The sequence below is a fragment of the Schaalia cardiffensis F0333 genome, from assembly GCF_005886435.1.
GTDB classification, from domain to species: Bacteria; Actinomycetota; Actinomycetes; order Actinomycetales; family Actinomycetaceae; genus Pauljensenia; species Pauljensenia cardiffensis.
The window spans coordinates 1,941,576-1,962,981 of record NZ_CP040505.1 but is presented as its reverse complement, the minus strand read 5'-3'; the positions used below and the strand labels follow the sequence as shown (position 1 = coordinate 1,962,981).

Below are 21,406 nucleotides of genomic sequence, written 5' to 3'. Positions count from 1 at the left end.
CACTAAAAGGAAGATGCTTGAAGGAGAAATGGTATCAATCGAGGAAGGGCGGGGGAGGCCTCCTGAGAGGGGGATCCGGGAGGCGATGGTGTCATGGAAGGAATTGAAAGGGTGGAGGATTTGCGAGGGTGAGAAACGATTCAAATATTCTCCGACGTGGAGGGATTATGAGGGTTTCAAGGCGCTGTCTCAGTTCGCTCGCACTTTGTTTTGCCTTCGCCTAAAATAAAGCGGCCATCAACCCTTGATAAAGATGTGGAGTGAAACCATGCGACGTCTCCCCCTCCTTTCCGCACTCGTTGCGTGCGGCCTCGCACTGGCGGGCTGTGCACAGTCCTCTTCGAACAATGCCGCCCCCGAGCAGTCGAGCGCCCCCGCAGCCGAATCGAAGGCTGAGGAGGTTGTCCTCAACGTCTTCGCCGCAGCCTCCCTCACTGAGACCTTCGGCGAACTCGAAAAGACCTTCGAAGCCGCCCACCCGAATGTCGATGTCGTCCTCAACCTCGCCGGCTCTCAGGACCTCGTTGCGCAAATGGCTGCCAATGGTGGTGCCGACGTCCTCGCGACCGCGAACGAGTCGACGATGGACAAGGCGAAAGAGCAGGGTCTCGTCGCCGAGCCTTCGGTCTTCGCGAAGAACACCCTCACCCTCATCACTCCTCCGGGCAACCCTGCGGGCGTCACCGGCCTCGACTCCTCCCTTGACAATGTCAAGCTCGTGATCTGCGCCCCCGAGGTTCCCTGCGGCAAACTCACGGGCAAGCTCACCGCCGCTCTTGGCGTCGAACTCCACCCGGTCTCCGAGGAACAGGCCGTGACCGATGTGCGCGGCAAGGTTGCCTCCGGTGAAGCCGACGCGGGCATCGTCTACCGCACCGATGCTCTCGCCGAGGGAGCAAAGGTTGAGACCATCGACATCCAGGGCGCGGATCAGGCTGTGAACACCTACCCGATCGCAGTCGCAGCCAACACGATGCACAGCGAGCTCGCGCAGGCATGGGTTGACCTCGTCTTGTCCGCCGATGGACAAAAGGTCCTCTCCGACGCCGGATTCACTGCAGCCGCCGTTCGATGAGGAGGAAGAGCACGCCAGTCATCTCTCCGATCCCCGCATGGATCGGGGGGCTCGGGGCACTCGCATTCGCTTACCTTGTTGTGCCCCTCGTCCTTATGGGGATGCGGGTTCCGTGGGGGCGTTTGCCTGAGCTTTTGACAAGCGAGGCTGCCCTCGCGGCTCTTGCTTTGTCTGTGAAGACTGCGCTGGTCGCGCTCGAACTTGATCTCCTCTTCGGTGTCCCCGCCGCGATCCTTTTGTCGAGGACGTGGCGGGGCGTCGGCACGGTGAGGATTCTCGTCGCCCTGCCGCTGTCTTTGCCCCCGGTCGTTGCTGGCATGGCGCTCATCGCGGCTTTCGGGCGTCGCGGCATTATTGGTTCCTTCCTCGAATCCTTCGGAGTGTCGATCGCCTTTTCCTGGGTCGCGGTCGTCATGGCGCAGGTATTCGTCTCCTTGCCCTTCCTCATCGTCACTCTTGAAGCGGCCCTGCGCACCCGACCTGAAGGGCTTGAGGAGATGGCCGCCTCTCTTGGGGCCTCTCCGACTCGTGTCCTTTTCTCCATCACTCTCCCGCAGGTCGTGCCCGGTCTTGCACGAGGTTCAGCGCTCGCACTCGCCCGATGTCTGGGCGAGTTCGGAGCGACCCTGACTTTTGCGGGTTCCCTCCAGGGTGTGACTCGGACCCTGCCCCTGCAAATCTACCTTGCCCGCGAATCCGATACGGATCTCGCCCTCGCACTGGGGGTGGTGCTCCTCTTCGCTGCGGCCCTCGTAGTGGGCGTGACGGAGACGATCGGGGTTCGTCGTCCCACCCCGATCCCTGCGGAGGAGGACTCCCTCGACGCTGTGGGGGGCGAGTGTGCGTTCGGCGGGTCTTCTGACGCTCCCACTTCACCCTCTTCGGTTGACGAGGACGGGCCTTTGGCCCGACTCGACCCGGTTGAGGTTGCGGTGCGCGGACGGATCGGAGTGCGCGGCTGGGATGTCGATTGTGTTCTGCCCGCCGGGATCATCACCGCCGTCATGGGTCCCAATGGTTCGGGCAAATCAACCCTCGCGGGCGTCATCTCAGGTTCGATCCTCCTCGACGAGGGCGAAGCCCACATTGGTCGTACCCTCGTGAACGGGGAGGGTGTTTTCGTTCCGGCGCGTAAACGCGCGGTCGCCCTCGTCAGTCAACGTCCCTGCCTCTTCGGGTGGATGTCCGTGCTTGACAATGTGGCTTTCCCCCTTGTTGTGCGCCATGTCCCGAAGAAGGAGGCGAAGGCGGCAGCGCTCGAGCAGTTGCGCGCAGTTGGCCTTGAGAGCTTCGCAGATCGGCGCGCCGATGCCTTGTCCGGTGGGCAGGCCGCGAGGGTTGCGATCGCTCGAGCCCTCGTGTTCGACCCGGATGTCCTCATCCTTGATGAGCCGACGGCCTCCCTTGATGTTGAGGCCTCCGCCCGCGTCGCCTCTGTCGTGGCCCGGCGTCTCGCGGGTGAGCGGATCACCGTTTTGCTTATCACTCATGACCTTGTTGAGACTCTCGCCCTCGCCTCGAGGCTCCTCGTCATTGAGGATGGTCGGATTGTTGAGTCGGGTGAGCCTGCACGGATTGTTGCAGAGCCGACATCGCTTTTCGCCGCTCGTCTCGCGGGCCTCAATGTCGTCACGGGCGAGGCCCTCATCCCTGATCCCGCTTCAGGGATGGTGTCCGTGGATGTGAAAGCGGGCCTGCTCACCGCTTGTGCTGGCTGTGCTGAGGGGCTGGAATTGACGGGTGAGGGCGTCACTTCCACGAGAAGAGGGGCCCTGGAACTGAAAGGCATTGTCGAGGGCTCTCGGGTTGCTCTTCTGTTCTCCCCGGATGCTGTTGCCCTTTCACGTGAAGCAGTAGAGGGCTCGCCGCGCACGGTCCTAAGAGGTCGAGTCCTCTCCGTGGAGGACTCCAAGGGAGTGCTGTCCGTTCGGGTTGACCTTGATGGTGCTGCGATTATGGCCCGTCTGACGGCTGGAGCCTGGGCTGAGCTCGCTTTAGCGATCGGTGATGAGGTCTGGTGCGCGATTAAGGCGATACAGGTGCGGGTGGTTCCCCTTTCCCGCCTCTGAGTCTGCTTTCCCGGTTCTGGACTCCTGCTGTTTCGGCGAGGAGGTGGATGATCGCTTAGGCCTGATGCCCCGCCCCTGCCGCTCAGCGCAGCTGTGTCTCTCCCCGTTCTGTGCTCCCGTGTCTCTATCCTTCAGTGAGGGCAAGTCGGGTGGAGGAGCTGAGCACACGCGTCAAGCCTCTGTCTCTCCTATTCAGAGAGGAGCGGTCTCTCCCGTTCAGCGAGGAGCGCTCGCACCCATGAAAGCGTCGACCCGTTCTTGGAGAATCGGTTCGAGCAGGTCAATGAAGCGTTCGCTCGGCATGGAGGCCAAGGGTTCGAGTTTCACGATGTAGCGCATCGAGGCGATCCCGTAGATCGTGCCCAGCGCCAGTCCGAGCTGTTCCCCGAAGTCCTCTTCGGCTCCGAGGAAAATGCCGAGGGTGTCGATGATTTCTGTGCGGATGTAGGTCTGGAAGCGGCGGCTCGTGGCGGCGTCCGTCATGAGGGCGCGCATGAGGGCGAAGAATGTGTCAGCGGTGAGGGTCTCCTCGTAGAGGTGAACCGCATAATTGAGGACTCTGCGTGCTGCCCCTTCGGGACCGTCTGAGAGGAGGCGGATCGCTTCGGCCGCAGGGTCGAGGGGAAGATCCATGCAGGCGCGGAACAGCTTTTGCTTCGATCCGAAGTAATAGGACACGAGGCCGGAGTCGCACTGAGCTCGCCGGGCGATGGCTCGGATGGTCGCGCCGTCGTAGCCGTGTTCGATGAACTCTGCGCGCGCGGCGATTTGGATCCGATCCTTGACTTCGCCGCGCGCCGCAGAGGGGCCCCGATGTCGGCGTGCAGGCGCGGTCTCGCTTCCTGGGTGTTCCTCGTCTTTCGGGCCCGCGTCGATTCCGCTCAACTTCTTTTCCTCCCCCGAGCCCTCCTGAGCCTCGGTCGCGTAGCGGGCGTCGGTGGTGGTCTCGTCCTCGCCAGGGCGCTCCTGAGTCCCCCTCGAATTGCCTTGTGCGTCTGCTCGAAGGCTCCTTTTGGTGGAAGTTCCCCAGGCTCCCGAAAGGATTTTCGTCATGTCGATGTCTCGTATTTCCTTGGCTGGTTTTCAACACTCCCGACTCTTGGCGCGCTTGTCGTCCTCGTTGAGGGAAGGTGAGAAGCGCAGGATTGAGCGCCTGAGGCGGAAGGTCTCCTTGCTCGCCGATTCTAATTTCCTCATGTTGGAAATTCTTTCGAATCCTCCTAGTTTCCAAAGTGAGGAAAATACCGGAGGGAAAACGATGAAACAGCCTCAGGCCACGCGCCACGTGCCGACGCCCGAGCATCCCTGCTATCTCGGGATCGACGTCGGCTCGACCACCGTCAAAGCGGTCGTCCTCGACGGCGAGACAATCCTCTTCGCCGACTACCGGCGCCACAACGCCGATGTACGCGCCGAACTCGCCCGCCTCCTCTCCGACATCGCCGAGTCCTACCCCGGCCTCGAAGTCCACGCCGCGATCACCGGCTCCGGCGGCCTGGCAACTGCGAGCGCCATGGGAATCCCCTTCGTCCAGGAAGTCATCGCCGGCACGGAATCGACCCGGCGCCTTCACCCCGAAGTCGACGTCGTCATCGAACTCGGCGGGGAAGACGCCAAACTCACCTACCTCCACCCGACCCCCGAGCAGCGCATGAACGGCACCTGCGCGGGCGGTACCGGCGCATTCATCGATCAGATGGCGACCCTACTCAAAACCGACGCTTCCGGTCTCAACGAGCTCGCAGCGAAGCACACGCAGCTCTACCCGATCGCCTCACGCTGCGGCGTCTTCGCGAAATCCGACATCCAACCTCTTATCAACCAGGGGGCCGCCCACGAGGACCTCGCAGCCTCGATCTTCGCGGCGGTCGCCACCCAAACCATTGCCGGCCTCGCCTGTGGGCGCCCCATTCGCGGCACCGTCATGTTCCTCGGTGGCCCCCTGCACTTCCTGCCCGAACTGCGCCGCGCCTACGAAGAACTGCTCCCGAAGGCCAAGGCTTTCGTCGCTCCCGAGAACGCGCAGCTCTACGTCGCGATCGGCGCCGCCCTCCTCGCTGAACGTGAGCAGCGCCGCGCCCTCACCTCCCCCGACCCGAAAGACAGGGGCGAGGACGCCCGGCTCGTCTCCGAACTCGTCGACACTCTCGCCACCGCCACCATCGCCGCAGAATCCGCGCGAATGCGTCCCCTTTTCGCCACTGAGGCCGAACGCGAAGAGTTCCGCGCCCGCCATGCAAAGGAAACAATCCCCAAAGCGCGCATCGACGAGGCGAAGGGGCGCTGCTGGCTCGGCGTGGACGCAGGCTCCACCACCATCAAAGCGGTCCTCATTGACGAACAGGAGCGGATCGTCTTCACCCACTACGCCTCCAACGGGGGAGACCCCCTGGCTGCCGCCGTTGACATCGTCAAGCGCGTGCGCAGCGAACTGCCCGAGGGCGCCATCATCGGGAGGAGCTGTGCCACCGGATATGGAGAAGGCCTGGTCGCCACCGCCCTGACAATGGATGAGGGCGAGATCGAGACCATGGCGCATTTCAGGGCCGCCGAACACATCGCGCCCGGCGTCACCTCCGTCATCGACATCGGCGGCCAGGACATGAAGTATCTGCGCATCCGCGATCGGGCTGTCGACTCGATCAGCGTCAACGAAGCCTGCTCCTCCGGCTGTGGGTCCTTCCTGCAAACATTCGCTGAGACGATGGGCACTGATGTCCACTCCTTCGCGAGCTCAGCGATGGAGTCCACTTCTCCCGTCGACCTGGGGACCCGCTGCACCGTGTTCATGAACTCCTCCGTCAAGCAGGCCCAAAAGGAAGGGGCGGATGTCCGCGATATCTCCGCAGGCCTGTCCTATTCGGTTGTGCGCAACGCCCTGTATAAGGTCATCAAACTCAAGGACCCCTCCGACCTCGGCGAGCGCGTCGTCGTGCAAGGCGGCACCTTCCTCAACGACTCCGTCCTGCGCGCCTTCGAACTTCTCACCGGCCGCGAGGTCATCCGCCCCGATATTGCCGGCCTCATGGGCGCCTACGGGGCTGCCCTCACTGCCCGCATGCACGACGAGGGCGAAGGGGAGTCCTGCTTGGCGACGATCGAGGACCTCGAGTCCTTTTCCGTCGAGACGAGCCGCAAGACCTGCCGCTTGTGCCAGAACCACTGCCAGATGACGATCTCCACCTTCTCCAACGGGGAGCGCCACGTGTCCGGCAACCGCTGCGAGCGTGGCGCCTCCCTCGAAAGGGTCCCCAAGAAGTCCGCGCTGCCGAACATGTATGACTGGAAGTACAAGCGGATCTTCGGCTACCGGCGCCTCACTGAGGACAAGGCCCACCGGGGCGATATCGGAGTGCCGCGCGTGCTCGGCATGTACGAGAACTACCCCTTTTGGTTCACAATGCTCAGTGAACTGGGGTTTCGCGTCATGATCTCGGGTCGCTCGAACCATGAGCTCTTCGAAGCGGGCATGGAGTCGATTCCCTCGGAGAACGTCTGCTACCCGGCCAAACTCGTGCACGGGCACATCGAATCTCTGCTCGACAAGGGGATCACGACGATCTTCTACCCCTGCGTCGATTTCGAGCAAAAGATCGAGGGCGCGGACAACCACTTCAACTGCCCGGTCGTCGCCACCTATCCCGAAGTCATCCGTAACAACATGGAGCGCCTCTCAGAGGAGGGCGTGAAGTTCATCAGCCCCTTTGTCAACCTCGCCAATCGCGACTACCTTCCCGCCCACCTGTCCAAGGCGTTCAAAGAGTTCGGCTACGACATCAGCGTCGAGGAGATGCGCGCCGCCCTGGATGCGGCATGGGACGAGGACGCCGCCGTGAAACGCGAGATCAAGGACAAAGGCACCGAATCAATCGCGTGGATGCGCGAGCACGGGGTGAGAGGCATCGTCCTTGCGGGTCGGCCCTACCACCTCGACCCGGAGATCAACCACGGGATCCCCGAGGTCATTGTCGGCCTGGGAATGGGAGTGCTCACCGAGGACTCGGTCGCCGATGGACGCCTCGAACGGCCCTTGCGCGTGCGCGACCAGTGGTCCTACCACTCGCGCCTCTACGAGGCAGCCGCCCGAGTCGGCGACGAGCCGGACCTCCAACTCGTCCAACTCAACTCCTTCGGCTGCGGCCTCGATGCCATCACCGCCGACCAGGTCCAGGAGATCTTGGAAAGCCGCGGCGACATCCACACGGTGTTGAAGATCGACGAGGTCTCCAACCTGGGGGCTGCGAAAATCCGTTTGCGCTCCCTCGACGCGGCGGTTGCCGAGCGCGCCGAGTCTTCGGCGACCATTGACACGAGCCTCGTCGACCCCTCGGAGAAAGCTGCCGCTGAAGAGCGGGCCCAAATCGCCGCAGGGCACATCGTCGAGCGCGCGGTCTTCACCGAGAAAATGCGCGAAGAAGGCTACGAGATTCTCGCCCCGCAAATGGCGCCCATCCAGTTCCGACTCGTCATGCCGGTGCTGCGCCGAGCGGGGCTCAATGTGCGCCTGCTTGAGCATACGAACCGGGAGACGATGGAGACGGGACTGAAATTCGTCAATAACGACTCCTGCTATCCGGCGATCGTCGTCATCGGCCAGCTCCTCGACGAGTTCGTTTCAGGGCGCTCAGACCCGGATAAGACCGCTGTCGCCATCACACAAACGGGCGGCATGTGCCGTGCGACGAACTACGCCTCCCTGCTGCGCAAGGGCCTGCGCGATGCCGGGTACCCGCAGGTCCCCGTCATTGCCGTGTCCGTCCAGGGCTATGAGGACAATCCCGGCTTCGCGATGACCACGCCGATGATCCACAAGACCCTCCAGGCGATTGTCGTGGGGGATGCAATTCAGTCAATGCTTTTGCGCGTGCGCCCTTACGAGGCTGTGCCCGGCTCAGCGATGAGACTGTACGAGCGGTGGAATGAGATCTGCACGGAGTGGTTCTCGACGGGCCGCTCCACGACTTTCGGCAAACGCCTCTCCTACTCGAAGCTCATCGCCGAATGCGTGCGCGAGTTCGACGCTCTCGAACTGCGCGACATTGAACGCAAGCCCAGGGTCGGCCTCGTCGGCGAGATCCTCGTGAAGTTCCACCCGGATGCGAATAACCACGCCGTCGATGTGATCGAGGCCGAAGGCTGCGAGGCCGTATTGCCCGGCCTCATGCAGTTCTTCCACAATTCGGCGGCGACTTCGCAGTGGGATCGTGAGAATCTCGGCATCGAGGGCCGGGGCAATCGCCTCATGCCCATCGCGCTATGGGCGATGAAGCAGTACGAGCGCCCCATGCGCAAGGCTTTCGCGAAGACTAAGGGGAAGTTCGAGGTTCCCAGGGATGTTCACGACATGGCGGCGCGCTCCCAGGACATCGCCAGGCTCGGCAATCAGGCCGGCGAGGGCTGGTACCTCACGGCTGAGATGGTTGACATGATTGAGCACGGTTGTCCGAACATCATCTGCGCCCAGCCTTTCGCGTGCCTGCCGAACCACATCGTCGGCAAGGGCATGTTCCGGGCTCTGCGCACCCGCTACCCGGAGGCGAATATCGTCGCCGTCGATTACGACCCGGGCGCTTCCGAGGTTAATCAGCTCAACCGCATCAAGCTCATGCTCTCCACTGCGATTGAACGCCGAAAGGACAGCGGCGAGGAGTCCGAGGTGCTCGAATTGCGTGGCATCGACTTTGAGTCCGAGGAGGGCTTCGGAGCTGAGGGGCTTCCTCTTGGCGCGTGTGCGTGTGGCAGTGCTGCGGGTGCTGCTTCTGCGTGTGGCAGTGCTGCGTGTGGTAGTTCTGTGGGCGCTAGTTCTGTGGGCGCCGAGGGCGAGAGCGCGCGCTCTTGCAGCGGGGCTGGGTCTGGGACGGAGGGATTTGAGCGCGCTCAGCCCGTGTCTCTTGGTATGCCCGGTATTCCTCCTCGTCGGGGAGTGGCCTTCCGCTGAGGAGTTGTTCCTTAGAAGAGCAGCTCACAAGTCATGCCCACTGATGCCCAGATCGAACACCACAAGACACTGATCGATGACGCCGATTGATGCTGTTCGCCCATTTTCGCTAGTGCTTGCTCATGTGGAACGGATCGCACAGTGCCATGATGAGTTGCCAGCGCCGGTCTGAGTCGAGCTATACTTTCTCGCACTGGTAGCGTGTCCGAGCGGCCGAAGGTGCAGCACTCGAAATGCTGTGTGGTGTCACAGCCACCCTGGGTTCAAATCCCAGCGCTACCGCCACGGTTAGCCCCGCGATTCCAACGAGAAGTCGGAGTCACGGGGTTTTCCTATTCCTCGCGTCGAGTAACTCGCTCCCTCCCGCGTTGCCTGGTGCTCCTCAGTTGCCTGTGTTGCTCCTTCTCTGCCTGTGCCGCGTCCTTTCATACTCGCCGTCCACAAGTCGAACGTTATGCCTTGGCCCAAGAAAGAAAACCCAGGTCAAGATTTGGGTTAAAGGACACCTCGTGTTGGTCTGACTGGGACTTTTCGTTGTGCTGGTGCGGGAAGGTCTGGGTTTTAGTTGGTGGCGGCCAACTATGAGGGTGGACAGAATGTGTTGGTCTGATCGGGGTTTTTCGGCTCTGTGGTGCGGGAAAGTCCGGGTTTTAGTTGGGTGTGTTTGCCTCTCGGGGTGAATACTGCTTCGTGCCCTGTGTGTGGTGGTCGGATGACGCGTCATGGGAAGACGTCAGCTGGACGGCAGCGGTGGAGGTGTACGGCCTGCAATGTCACCGGTCTGAATGAGATTGACGCGTCGGCCAAGCACCTGGGCGAGTTCCTTTCCTGGTTGCTCAGCGGGGCCCGTCAGGCGGATATGCCTGGGGGTGGGCGGTCGTTTCGGCGGCGGTGCCAGCACCTGTGGGAGGTCTGGCCTTTCGCTCCCGTGGTCGATGAGGTGCACGAGGTCGTGTTCGTTGACGGGATTCATCTGGGCCGCAAGGCGGTCGTGGTGATCGCTCAGACGCGTGAGCATGTGGTGGGCTGGTATGTGGCCAGGACGGAGAACTCGCGCGCCTGGGAGGCCCTCATGAGCAGGATCGCCCCTCCGGAGCTGGTGGTGACCGATGGGGGGAGTGGGTTCGAGAAGGCGCGTAAGAAGATCTGGCCGGATTCGCGGGTGCAGCGGTGCACGTTTCACGCGTTTTCGAAGGTGAAGGAAGCGACAACGACCCGTCCGAAGCTGCCTGCGTCCAAAGAGCTGTACGCCCTGGGCAAGCAGCTCATTCGCGTCACGGATCTTCCGCAGGCCGAGGCGTGGGTGGAGGACTACAGGGGGTGGTGTGAGCGGTGGGAGGCGTTCCTCGCCGAGAAGACACCCAGAGACGATGGCGGGTGGGAGTACACGCATGAGCGGCTCGTGCGCGCCCGTAACAGCCTGAACCGGCTACTGGCGAGGGGTGTGTTGTTCACGTTCTGCGACCCCACCTGGGGGCAGGCGATGCCGGCGATGAACAACCAGATCGAAGGAGCCACGAACGCGCCCCTGCGCCAAATGCTGCGCGACCACCGGGGTATGCGGCTCACGCGCAGGATCAAGGCGATCTTCTGGTGGTGCTACATGCACACGGAGCACCCCTTGTCGGCCGCTCAGATCCTGAAAGTCATGCCCACCGACACCCAGATCGAACAGGCCTGGCAACAGGCCTCACGCGACCACCCCGCCGCCGGCATCATCCCCCAATGGGGAGACGCCATCGCCTGGCATGAACTCCACCACCACAGCCCCTACCGCACCGACTGGGACTAGACCCGACCAACACATTTTGTCCTATAACCCGACTTGTGGCCGCCACTCTTCACTCAGCGCCCCGGCCCCTCGCGCACAGCGAATCCGACACCTCGCCCTAGCTTTACTCTTCTCTGCCTTTCAACGCCCCATCTCTTCCCCGCTCTAGCAATGCTCCATGCAATCCTCCTGAACCCTGTCAAACGAATGACAGGGCCGCTATGCTCCAAACATGACTGAGGATTTCCTAGCGCTCGCCCGCGCTGCCGAACGTGACTCTCGTACCCGCGAAGACGCCGACTACCCGATCTTCCACGTCGTCCCGCCGGTCGGGCGCCTCAATGATCCGAACGGCCTCATCGTCGACGGCGACGCCTACCACGCCTTCTTCCAGTACACCCCCGAGTTCCCTAAGAAACTCGTCTACTGGGGCCACGCAGTCTCCCGCGATCTCGTCCATTGGGACTACCTGGAGCCCGCAATTCTGCCGGATTGTCACCAGGACGCGAACGGTGCTTATTCGGGCACAGCGATCGGCGTCGAGGGAGGTGTTGAACTTTGGTACACGGGGAATTACAAAGACCCCGAAAGTGGTGAACGCGAAGCGACTCAGTGCCTCGTCGAAACGAGTGACCTGAAGAGTTTCCACAAGACCGTCGGCCCGATCATCGCCCACCAGCCCGAGGGCTACACCGCCCACTTCCGTGATCCGCAGGTTTGGCAAGATCCTGACGATCCCGCTGGTTCGTATCGCATGATGCTCGGCGTCCAGCGTGAGGACCTCAGTGGAACGATCCTCTTGTACCGCTCAAGCGACCGGCGTCACTGGGATTTGGAAGGCGAAATGACCTTCCCCGATGCCGGGGGAGCTTTCGATTCCTTCGGCTACATGTGGGAGTGTCCCAACCTTCTTCGCCTGCGCGACGAGCAAAGCGGCGAGGTTTCGGACGTCCTCATCTTCTGCCCCCAGGGTGTTGCGCCCGAGCGCGAGGGCTTCGAGAACATCTTCCCCTGCGTGTACATCGTCGGCTCACTCGTCGGAACCGAGTTCCGCAGCGCCGACGGCTCCTTCGAAGAGGTTGACCGAGGCTTTGAGTTTTACGCCCCCCAGGCCTACGCGCGCCGCGCCAGCGGCTGGGGTTGCAATGGGCAAGACGAAGAGAACCTTCTCCTCGGCTGGGCAGGTAATGCGAGCGAAGACGACCAGCCCTCCATCGCGACGGGCGGTTGGGTTCATGCTCTCACCAGTCCGCGAGCCCTGAGCCTGCGCGCTGGACGCCTGATTCAAAGGCCTTTCCTCCCCGGTCTTCCGCTCGACGAGGATTCCGCCACAGGTGCGAGGGCCGACCTCGATTGTCGGACAGTTCCATCTGCTACCAACTGCGAACCCGCTTCAGCCTCTCACAACGCAGAGCCTGCGTGCGATTTCAAGGAGATCGAAGCCCTGTCCGGCTCGCGCTCGTGGAGAGTGAAGACTTGTGCCACGATCGACGAGGGCGGGGCCATCGAGTTCGATATGGGCGAGGATTGTGGCCTCACAATCCGGATCGAGGCCAATCGTCTGCTCGTTGACCGCTCTGCTTCGCGCTACCCGCACGGGGGAAGCCGGGTTGTGACTCTCGAAGCGGGAGACGCCAATTCGATCGAGATTGTGCACGACCGTTCCTTGACGGAGGTGTTCTGCGGGGATGGACGCTTGGCTTTCACCTTCCGTTCTTTCTTGAATGCTGGAAGCTCGGGCCTTCGGGTCCGTGTAGAGGGGGATGCGGCTCTGGAGGGCTTCGTTTCGGCGCGTCTTGACTGAATGTGCAGCTCAGGTGCCTTGACGCTTCATGGTTCGTCATGGTCCCGGTGTCGCCATGGGTGCGCTGGGCTGCTTCAGCCCTGAATAGCGCGAAAAGTCAGTCAAATCGTGATGTTCAAACCCTTGCGCGGGCTTCTCCGGCATCCGTAGTATGTCAAACGATTGCTATAGAGCCCGGGGTGCACTGGTAACACCGTTGCCCAGCGCCCGGGTCCACCGAGAAAGGAACGTGGATGGCAATGGATCACGCCAAGGTGGCGTCCGAGGTCGTCAAGGCCGTCGGAGGGGCATCAAATATCAACGCCGCCGCTCACTGCGCCACCCGTCTGAGGCTCGTCCTCGCGGATGAATCCAAGGTCGACCAAGCGGCCCTCGACGCAGTGGATGACCTGAAGGGAACCTTCGCCGCCGGAGGAATGTTCCAGATCATCGTCGGCCCCGGTGATGTCGACGTCGTCTACCAGCGCATGGTGAGCGACCACGGTGTCCGCGAGGTCTCCAAGGACGAGGCGAAGGAAGAGGCCGAGCAGGGCGGCAATCTCTTCTCCCGCTTCATCAAGATGATCGCCGACATTTTCGTCCCGGTTTTGCCGGCCCTTATCGCCGGTGGTCTCATGATGGCTCTGAACAACGTCCTCCAGGCCGGATTCTTCAACGGCAAGTCGATCATCGACATGTACCCGACTGTGGCCGACTATGCGAGCCTCATCAACCTGGTCTCAGCCGCAGCCTTCGCCTTCCTGCCCATCCTCGTCGGCTTCTCTGCAACCAAGAGGTTCGGGGGCAATGTTTACCTGGGTGCTGCGATGGGCGCAGCTATGGTCTCAGGTTCCCTGCTATCCGCCTATTCGATGACGGATCAGGATGCTGCTGATGCCTTCTGGGCCTTTACCGGCGCCAACCCCACGTGGCACCTCTTCGGCCTCGAGGTCGACAAGATCGGCTACCAGGCGATGGTCATCCCGGTGCTGTGCGTCGCATGGATTCTGTCCACCATTGAGAAGTGGCTGCACAAGCGCCTCTCCGGTACCGCCGACTTCCTGCTGACTCCGCTCATCACCATGCTGGTCACTGGCTTCTTGACCTTCGTCCTCGTCGGCCCTGTCACCCGTCAGCTCTCGGTGCTGCTCACCAATGGGCTCGACTGGACCTACAACACCCTCGGAGTCTTCGGCGGCTTGATCTTCGGCTTCTTCTACAGCCCGATCGTTGTCACCGGTCTGCACCAGTCCTTCCCCGCAGTGGAAATCCCCCTTCTGCCTCAGAACGGCGGCCCCGGCGACTTCATCTTCCCGATCGCCTCCATGGCGAATGTCGCTCAGGGCGCTGCGGCCCTCGCGGTCTTCGCGAAGACCCGCGATGCCAAGCTCAAGGGCTTGGCTGGTGCTGGTGGCGCATCCGCTGTCTTCGGTATTACCGAGCCCGCGATCTTCGGTGTCAACCTCCGACTCAAGTGGCCCTTCTTCGTCGGTATGGGTGCTGCGGCGATCGGCTCGGCGGGCGTCGCACTCCTCAATGTTCGAGGCGCTGCCCTGGGAGCCGCAGGCTTTGTCGGCTTCGTGTCGATCCGTACCGCTGACATCCCGAAGTACCTCCTCCTTGAGGTCATCGTCTTCGTGCTCTCCTTCGGCGCCACCTTCGTCTACGGTTCGACTCGTGGCAAGGCCGATATGGAGGCTCGTCCCGCCGCTGCTGGAGACGCAGGTGCTGTCCCGGCGCAAGTTTCAGAGCCCACTGCAGTTCCGGTCACTGCCGGAGCCGTTGGCGGAGCTGCTGCTCCCGCCCCTGCTGCAGCTCCCGCTCCAAAGCCCGCGATCATCGGCGATGCCACTGATTACTCGATCACCGCGCCCCTCGACGGCCAGATCGTTCCTCTTGAGCAGGTGAAGGACGAGTCCTTCGCTCGTGGGATGCTCGGCCCGGGCATTGCGATTGCGCCCACTGGAGGCCAGGTCGTCTCCCCGGTTGACGGTGAGGTGACAGTTGCCTTCGCGACCGGTCACGCCTATGGTCTCAAGACCGCATCCGGTGTCCAGATCCTCATCCACATCGGTATGGACACGGTTGAGCTCAAAGGCAAGGGCTTCACGCCTCGTGTCGCCAAGGGCGATATGGTGCGCCGCGGCGACGTCCTCGCTGAAGTTGACTGGGATGTCATCCGCGAGGCTGGCTACGACACGATCACCCCGATCGTTGTGACGAACAAGAAGAAGTTCGAGGCCGTCACTCCCGCTGCTTCGGGTCATGTCTCCTTCGGAGATGTGATCGTCGAGGTCACTCCGAAGGCCTGAGCCGGAGGATCACTCGCTGGGCCCCGAACCGCCAGAGCGGTTCGGGGCCCTGTGACGCGCAGAGGCCGTGCTGTAGAGCGTAGAGCTGCTGGAGTCGGGCGGTGGAATCAACGAACTTGGGGCCTTGGCCCAGGACTCAAGGGGGCTGAACCCCCGGGTTGGAAAAGTCGCGGCCTCGGGCCCTCAGCTTGGAAAAGTCGAGCCCCGTGACTCAGGCCGTCGAGCCCTCGAGGAGTTCCACGGGGAACTCCACGATCTCCCCGATCTCAGGGATATCCGCTCCGCCCTCGAGCGGCGCAGAGTTCACTGCATCGATTCTGCCCAAGAGTAGGCGCACGGCCTCGCGCGCCATGTCTTCGATCGGCTGGCGAATCGTCGTCAACGTGGGAAGAGCGCGACGCACCGCCACAGTCCCATCAAAACCGATCACTCGAAGCTGCTCGGGCACCAAAAGATCACGCTGACGAGCCCACTCGAGGACCTCCGCTGCGGCCAGATCATCCGTCGCGAACACGGAGTCGATCATCCCGACGGCACCATCCAAACACTGAGCCATGAGGGCCGGACGATCCGCAGGAGCTGTGTGGAAGGGAACCTCGAAAACAATGGGCTCGATGCCCGCCGCTTCACAGGTGATGCGATAGCCCCGCTCACGCAGGTTCAGACCATGAGAACGAGAGGTGAGAAGAGCTGGGCGTCGTGAGCCGCCTGCGAGGAGTCGCTCGGTTGCGAGCCTGCCCCCGGCCTCGTTATCACAGCGCACATTCGGAATACGAGGGGACAAGGAACGGTCGATCGTCACGATCGGCATGCGGATCGATTGGTATTCCTCGAGGTCCTCGTTGTGAGCACCGGAAATGATGCCGTCAACGCGGTTGCCGATGAGGAGATTGAGATAGTCGCGCTCGCGGTCCGAGCGACCCAGAGAGTTGCAGATCAGTACTCGGTAGCCGGATTCTGCGAGCGCGTTCTCAACAGCGACGGCGATCTCGCCGAAGAAGGGAAGGGCGACTGTCGGAACAATCAATCCGATCGTGTAGGTCCGCTTGCCGTGCAAGGCTCGGGCGACTTGGTTCGGCCGGTAGCCCAAGGTTTTGATCGCTCGGGCGACCTTATCCTTTGTGGCCTGCGAAAGGTAACCGCGATTGTTGAGGACTCTGGAGACGGTTGTAAGAGAGACTCCAGCCTCTTTGGCAACATCGGCAAGAGTGGGCTCAAGACGGCGGTCCACGCACCCTCCTTTCGAATGACTGAGGCAACAGACATGAACAGTTAACTTACTTTAATTCGTTCTGCCTGATCCTGAGCAGGTACCACCCTGAAGAAGCAGAGGAGAGGGCACTTCCCGAGACAGGACAGGACAGTTTTGTGAAGGAATATCCCCTGATTCTCGGGAGAACGCTCATCCGCGTCGCGAGATGGCGAACAAGTGAAGATTCGTGCGTCTGCCCAATACCCCTCCCCATACAGGTGCTAAACGATTAGCATGACACCAAGGTCGCCCATCCACCGTGGTATGGGTTCAACTGGAAGGAACCTTCATGATCTCCCGCACTGTCGTCGTTGCCTCGTCTGTCGGCCTCCACGCCCGCCCCGCCGCCCTCCTTGCAGAGGCCGTTGACGACTCCGGCGTCGACGTCACCATTGCTTTCGACGGCGAAGAAGCAGACGCCGCTTCACTTCTCGAAATCATGACCCTCGGAGTTGGCCACGGGGATGAGGTCACTCTCTCAACCGACGACGACAATGCCGGTGCGGTCCTCGACTCCCTTGTCGAGCTGCTCTCGCGAGACCTCGACAAGGAGTGAGCATGGCAAGCCCACACGCAGTTCTTCACGGCATCGGTGTTTCTGCTGGAACCGCAGCAGCGAAGGCCGCCATTGTTCGCCCCGCCCCCGGCGTTGATGAGAACGAAGCCCCCTGCACCGATCCGGTAGCTGAGGGCGAGCGCGTTCGCGGCGCCCTCGCAGTCGTGTCCGCAAGCTTGAAGGAACGGGCCAAGAAGGCTCCCGAAGAGTCAGCTCCGATCCTGAAGGCAACCGCCCAACTCGCGGCTGACCGTGGCCTCGCTAAAGCGATCGATAAGAAGCTGAAGAAGGGGCTCGGCGTGACCCAGGCGGTCCACGCCGCAGTCGAAGAGTACGCGGAGATGCTTCGCGGCCTCGGCGGCTACATGGCCGAGCGCGCCACGGACCTTTACGACGTGCGCGATCGCGCGATCTGCGAGCTCCGCGGACTTCCCGCTCCCGGTGTCCCCACCTTCGAGGAGCCCGTTGTCCTCGTCGCACGCGATCTTGCGCCGGCGGAGACGGCCACTCTTGATCCTGAAACGGTCAAGGGCATCATTACCGAGGTCGGCGGTCCGACTTCGCACACCGCGATCCTCGCCGCACAGCTCGGAATCCCGGCAATCGTCAAGGTCGCCGGAATCCTCGAGGTGAACGAGGGGGATCTCCTCGCTCTGGACGGCGGTGTCGGCGAGGTCGTGGTCTCCCCGACCGCTGAAGAGGTTGAACTCCTCGAAGAGCGTTCACGTCGTCGCGCCCTTGCTCTCGCAGGTTCCTCCGGTGAAGGCGCCACTTACGACGGCCACCGGGTCAAGCTCCTCGCAAATATCGGCACCGTCGATGATGCGAAGAGGGCTGCCGAGGTCGATCTTGAGGGTGCGGGCCTGTTCCGCACGGAGTTCCTCTTCCTCGATCGGGCGGAGGCGCCTTCTTTGGAGGAGCAGACCGACACCTACACGAAGGTCCTCGAGGCCTTTGGGGAGCGGCGCGTTGTTGTGCGCACCCTTGATGCGGGCGCTGATAAGCCTCTGTCCTTCGCGAACCTTGGTGAGGAGGAGAACCCCGCGCTTGGGCGAAGGGGTCTTCGCCTGTGCCAGGTCCGTGAGGACCTTATCGATACGCAGCTTGCCGCCCTCGCTGCCGCGCATGCGAAGACGAAGGCTGAACTGTGGGTCATGGCTCCGATGGTGGCGACCCTTGAAGAGGCTGAATGGTTCGCCGAGAAGGCGCGCGCCGCTGGCCTGCCGAAGGTTGGCATCATGATTGAGATTCCGGCTGCCGCGATCCGTGCAGACCAGATGCTCTCGGTCGTGGACTTCGCTTCGATCGGTACGAACGATCTCACGCAGTACACGATGGCCGCGGACCGTATGGACGGTGAACTCGCACCGCTGCTCAACGCATGGCAGCCCGCGGTTCTCCAGATGATCAAGTTCGCGTGTGAAGGAGGCCGTGCCACCGGCAAGCCGGTCGGTGTGTGCGGCGAGGCAGGCGGAGATCCGCTGCTGGCCCTCGTCCTCACGGGCCTTGGTGTCGCTTCGCTGTCGATGGCTCCTTCGAAGGTTCGCGCTGTGCGTGCGGGCCTGCGCATGCATGATCTGGCGACATGTCAGCAGATGGCAGCCTTCGCGGTCGATGCTCCGACTCCTGAGGAGGGGCGCAACAATGTCCTCAAGCTCGTCGCGCCCGCGATGCAGGCGCTACTCTGAGTAGACAGGTGCGGCGCCGAAGAGAGCAGCTGCTGCGAATAGGCAGGTGTTCCTTCGAGGAAGCACGAGCGTTCACCTGGAGCTTCACCTGCGAGGTTTCCCTTGTGATGCTTCGCTTGGTGAAGGGAGCTGAGTAAGGCTTTCAGGTGTTCGACGTTCTCCGCCCGGCTGGTCCTCCAGCCGGGCGGATTCCTTTTTACGAGGCGGCATTTTGGGGATGAGGCCGACAATACGTGGCGAAGCGGGGCTGCTGGTTTTGTTGAGGCCGGGCTGCTCGCCTTGCTGAAGGTGGGGTCGCTGGCCTTGCCGAGGGCTGGGCTGCTCGCCTTGCTGAGGCCGGTGGGTGGCCCGTTTTCTTCGAATCCTCGCAGCGGGCTTGTGGATGCTTCCCCAGGAGGGGTAACAGCTAGTGGAGGGTTTGACGATATGTGGAGGGGATATAACCCCTCCACATATCGTCAAACCCTCCACTCGTGTAGGAGCCTCGTAGTGAGGTTCGTGCTCAAGGCTCGCGGGCCAGCCTGTACTCAAGCTTCGCGGGCCAGCCTGACTCAAGGCTCACAGGCCGACCTGCACTCAAGACTCGCAGGGCCACTCGCGGCCAAGACACATGCGGACAAGCCCGCTAAGTGCCCAGCGATAGAGCGCGAACGCTCACCCGCTCAAGAATCAGGCGAGGACGAGACCCGTGTACTGGGTGCGGGCGCGCTCGAAGCGGGCGGCGACATCGGCCCAGTTCACGACGTTCCACCAGGCCTTAACGTAGTCCGCCTTGACGTTCTGGTAGTCGAGGTAGAAGGCGTGCTCCCACATGTCGAGCATGAGGAGGGGAACGGTCGCGACGGGGATGTTGCCTTGCTGATCGGTGAGCTGGAAGGTCACGAGACGCTTGGACAGTGCATCCCAAGCGAGGACACCCCAGCCCGAGCCCTGAAGTCCGAGGGCGGCCGCGGCGAACTGGCCCTGGAACTTCTCGAAGGAGCCGAAATACTCGTCAATGGCTGCTGCGAGTTCACCTTCCGGACGCTCCTGGGCGTCAGGGGTCATGTTCTGCCAGAAGATCGTGTGGTTCGTGTGGCCGCCGAGGTTGAACGCGAGGTTCTTCTCGTAGAGGTTAATGGCGGCGAAATCGCCGGATTCGCGGGCCGCTTCAAGCTTCTCCAAAGCAGCGTTCGCACCGCCAACATAGTTCGCGTGGTGCTTGTCGTGGTGCAGTTCCATGATCGTGCCGGAGATGTACGGCTCGAGGGCGGCGTAATCGTAGGGAAGATCGGGAAGGGTGTAGACGGCCATGGTCACTCCTCAATGGTGTCGATCGGCGGCCCCAGCGGGCCTCACAACACCGAGATTACAGGCCCTTAGTCCTAACGTGCGAGGGGATGATGCGTGACTTTCAAGGCGTTTTCAGGCTCTTTTCTAGGCAGGCACGCGATCAGCCCCCGCAGGCCTCTCCTGACCAGGCCTTTTGCGTGCAGACCTTTTAAGCGCGAGCCTTTGTCCGTGCCAGGCTCTTACCCTCACGCTGTTTTTCCTAGCTTCCCCGGGCAGCACTCGGCATTAGTGGGCCGCACCTCACGCAAGCGTGCATCTCAAGCACTGGCATGCCTTCAACAGTTTGCGCCTCTGAACGGGGCGTGTAGAAAAACCCCCATTGCCTCCCTGAAACAAGCGGGCCCGTAACAAGGACAGCACGTAGCAAACAGCCCCCAAACAATCGAGCCGCGCACAAGGACCTTCTTGCAAGAAGTCGCCTTCAATCGGTATTCCTCAGCCGCCCCAGCCTTCAGCGGCTCGCATCCGCGCCCTCGTCCTCGTTGATCGGAGCGTGCCTTTTGGGGATCAAAAGGGATATCCCGAGCCAGGTATAAGCGACGAGCGCACCCCAGGCGAGGCCGAAAACGCCCGAGAGCGCTGTTTCCATCGTCCACGTCGCTGCGCCGCCGAAGCTCTCGACTGCGGTCATGGCATGTTCGACGAGCTCGTGCAGCAAGCTCAATCCCAGATCCGACACAGAAGTGATGACAATGTGCCCGCCAACCCAGAGCATTGCGACCGTGCCGACAATGCCGATGATCGAAAAGACCTTCGGCATGATGGTGACGATCCCACGGCCCAGCGCAGCCAGCGGCCCTTGGCGTTTGGAGAGGTGAAGGCCGAAGTCATCCATCTTCACGAGGAGCGCCACAAGGCCGTACACGAAGAAAGTCATGAAGAAGGCGACGGCGATCATGATGCCGATTCGTACGGTATTCGAATCAGCGTTGACGTTCGCGAGGGAGATCAAAATGATCTCAGCGGAAAGGATCAGATCGGTTCGACTTGCGGAGGAGACGATGCCCTTTTCAAGTTCTTCCGCGCTCGTCGCTGCAGGAGCATTCTCGTGGCTGTGTTCGGGCAGGAGGTGGAGCTTCACAAGGAGCTTTTCGGCGCCCTCGAAAGAGAGGAAAGAACCGCCGAGGAGGAGCAGGACCGGCAGCATCCACGGTGCGAGCCAGGTCAGCAGTAGTGCGAGCGGCAAGATGATGGCGAGCTTGTTGATGAGGGAGGCTCGCGCGATCTTCTGAATGATCGGCAGTTCCCGGCTCGGGTCTAGTCCCGCCACGTATTGAGGAGTGACGGCGGTGTCGTCAATGACGACGCCCACGGCTTTCGAGGAGGCTTTCGTCGCGCCCGCAGCGATGTCGTCGAGGGAAGAGGCTGTCGCTTTTGCGAGGGTTGCGATGTCGTCGAGGAGAGCGATGAGTCCGCCGGACATGACCGTCCTAATTTCCGAGGGCGAGGGCGCGCTGCGCGCCAGGGTTAATCATGCCAGGCGAAGAGGGGAGTGCTCTTCTTGAGGACGGGGAGGGGCTTCTCGAAGACGGGTTTGCTCTGCTCAGCGTGGGGAGTCCTCTGCTCAGGCCGGAGTCCTCAAAAGACCGAATCAATCAAAGCGCGCCATCGCGTGTGCTCTTCATGCGAG

Annotated in this window: 12 protein-coding genes and 1 tRNA gene; 9 read left to right on the top strand and 4 right to left on the bottom strand. The window is 62.1% G+C overall.

Annotated elements, in window-relative coordinates:
* Positions 1 to 268: 268 nt before the first annotated feature.
* Both modA and modB read left to right on the top strand, forming a co-directional pair.
* Positions 269 to 1,075, top strand: a complete 807-nt coding sequence (modA, locus tag FFA61_RS08080; protein ID WP_040313602.1) for a molybdate ABC transporter substrate-binding protein — start codon at positions 269 to 271, stop codon at positions 1,073 to 1,075.
* Entirely contained in the window at positions 1,072 to 3,144 is a 2,073-nt protein-coding gene (gene modB / locus FFA61_RS08075; protein WP_005963157.1) for a molybdate ABC transporter permease subunit, read from the top strand. The genes modA and modB overlap by 4 nt, the downstream gene beginning before the upstream one ends.
* A 216-nt stretch (positions 3,145 to 3,360) precedes the next feature.
* Here the strand turns inward: modB and FFA61_RS08070 are convergent, their stop codons facing one another.
* The gene (locus FFA61_RS08070; RefSeq protein ID WP_005963159.1) at positions 3,361 to 4,197 is read right to left on the bottom strand and encodes a TetR/AcrR family transcriptional regulator; all 837 of its coding nucleotides are present in this window, start codon (positions 4,195 to 4,197) and stop codon (positions 3,361 to 3,363) included.
* Between the two features lie 205 nt (positions 4,198 to 4,402).
* Here FFA61_RS08070 and FFA61_RS08065 point away from each other — a divergent pair, with 205 nt between their 5' ends.
* The 5 genes from FFA61_RS08065 (at position 4,403) to FFA61_RS08045 (ending at position 14,948) form a co-directional block, all read left to right on the top strand.
* The gene (locus FFA61_RS08065; protein WP_131247232.1) at positions 4,403 to 9,082 is read left to right on the top strand and encodes an acyl-CoA dehydratase activase-related protein; all 4,680 of its coding nucleotides are present in this window, start codon (positions 4,403 to 4,405) and stop codon (positions 9,080 to 9,082) included.
* Positions 9,083 to 9,277: 195 nt separating this feature from the next.
* Positions 9,278 to 9,367, top strand: a tRNA-Ser gene (locus FFA61_RS08060).
* Between the two features lie 391 nt (positions 9,368 to 9,758).
* Positions 9,759 to 10,874 carry an IS1249 family transposase gene (locus FFA61_RS08055; protein WP_040314467.1) on the top strand — a complete coding sequence of 372 codons (1,116 nt, stop codon included), beginning with the start codon at positions 9,759 to 9,761 and terminating at the stop codon, positions 10,872 to 10,874.
* 211 nt (positions 10,875 to 11,085) lie between these two features.
* Positions 11,086 to 12,657: a glycoside hydrolase family 32 protein gene (locus FFA61_RS08050; RefSeq protein WP_005963165.1), complete on the top strand. Its 1,572-nt coding sequence runs from the start codon at positions 11,086 to 11,088 to the stop codon at positions 12,655 to 12,657.
* Between the two features lie 233 nt (positions 12,658 to 12,890).
* The gene (locus FFA61_RS08045) at positions 12,891 to 14,948 is read left to right on the top strand and encodes a sucrose-specific PTS transporter subunit IIBC (protein WP_005963167.1); all 2,058 of its coding nucleotides are present in this window, start codon (positions 12,891 to 12,893) and stop codon (positions 14,946 to 14,948) included.
* Between the two features lie 211 nt (positions 14,949 to 15,159).
* Here the strand turns inward: FFA61_RS08045 and FFA61_RS08040 are convergent, their stop codons facing one another.
* Positions 15,160 to 16,179, bottom strand: coding sequence for a LacI family DNA-binding transcriptional regulator (locus FFA61_RS08040; RefSeq protein WP_005963169.1), 1,020 nt, complete (start codon positions 16,177 to 16,179; stop codon positions 15,160 to 15,162).
* A gap of 310 nt (positions 16,180 to 16,489) precedes the next feature.
* On the opposite strand from FFA61_RS08040, the gene FFA61_RS08035 reads away from it, so the two are divergent.
* Together FFA61_RS08035 and ptsP are read left to right on the top strand one after the other, a co-directional pair.
* Positions 16,490 to 16,756, top strand: coding sequence for an HPr family phosphocarrier protein (locus FFA61_RS08035; protein WP_005963170.1), 267 nt, complete (start codon positions 16,490 to 16,492; stop codon positions 16,754 to 16,756).
* Between the two features lie 2 nt (positions 16,757 to 16,758).
* The gene (gene ptsP / locus FFA61_RS08030) at positions 16,759 to 18,444 is read left to right on the top strand and encodes a phosphoenolpyruvate--protein phosphotransferase (protein WP_005963172.1); all 1,686 of its coding nucleotides are present in this window, start codon (positions 16,759 to 16,761) and stop codon (positions 18,442 to 18,444) included.
* Positions 18,445 to 19,113: 669 nt separating this feature from the next.
* On the opposite strand, the gene FFA61_RS08025 is transcribed toward ptsP, so the two are convergent.
* Together FFA61_RS08025 and FFA61_RS08020 are read right to left on the bottom strand one after the other, a co-directional pair.
* Positions 19,114 to 19,737: a superoxide dismutase gene (locus tag FFA61_RS08025; protein ID WP_005963174.1), complete on the bottom strand. Its 624-nt coding sequence runs from the start codon at positions 19,735 to 19,737 to the stop codon at positions 19,114 to 19,116.
* A gap of 490 nt (positions 19,738 to 20,227) precedes the next feature.
* A complete protein-coding gene (locus tag FFA61_RS08020; protein ID WP_005963176.1) occupies positions 20,228 to 21,199 on the bottom strand; it encodes a DUF808 domain-containing protein in 972 nt (323 codons plus the stop codon).
* Positions 21,200 to 21,406 lie beyond the last annotated feature (207 nt).

What these genes read in the sequence shown, in the direction of transcription:
- FFA61_RS08035 (WP_005963170.1), top strand. Translation starts at nt 16,490, where the DNA reads ATGATCTCCCGCACTGTCGTCGTTGCCTCGTCTGTCGGCCTCCACGCC.
- modA (WP_040313602.1), top strand. Translation starts at nt 269, where the DNA reads ATGCGACGTCTCCCCCTCCTTTCCGCACTCGTTGCGTGCGGCCTCGCA.
- FFA61_RS08065 (WP_131247232.1), top strand. Translation starts at nt 4,403, where the DNA reads ATGAAACAGCCTCAGGCCACGCGCCACGTGCCGACGCCCGAGCATCCC.
- FFA61_RS08045 (WP_005963167.1), top strand. Translation starts at nt 12,891, where the DNA reads ATGGCAATGGATCACGCCAAGGTGGCGTCCGAGGTCGTCAAGGCCGTC.
- modB (WP_005963157.1), top strand. Translation starts at nt 1,072, where the DNA reads ATGAGGAGGAAGAGCACGCCAGTCATCTCTCCGATCCCCGCATGGATC.
- FFA61_RS08020 (WP_005963176.1), bottom strand. Translation starts at nt 21,199, where the DNA reads ATGTCCGGCGGACTCATCGCTCTCCTCGACGACATCGCAACCCTCGCA.
- FFA61_RS08070 (WP_005963159.1), bottom strand. Translation starts at nt 4,197, where the DNA reads ATGACGAAAATCCTTTCGGGAGCCTGGGGAACTTCCACCAAAAGGAGC.
- FFA61_RS08050 (WP_005963165.1), top strand. Translation starts at nt 11,086, where the DNA reads ATGACTGAGGATTTCCTAGCGCTCGCCCGCGCTGCCGAACGTGACTCT.
- FFA61_RS08025 (WP_005963174.1), bottom strand. Translation starts at nt 19,737, where the DNA reads ATGGCCGTCTACACCCTTCCCGATCTTCCCTACGATTACGCCGCCCTC.
- ptsP (WP_005963172.1), top strand. Translation starts at nt 16,759, where the DNA reads ATGGCAAGCCCACACGCAGTTCTTCACGGCATCGGTGTTTCTGCTGGA.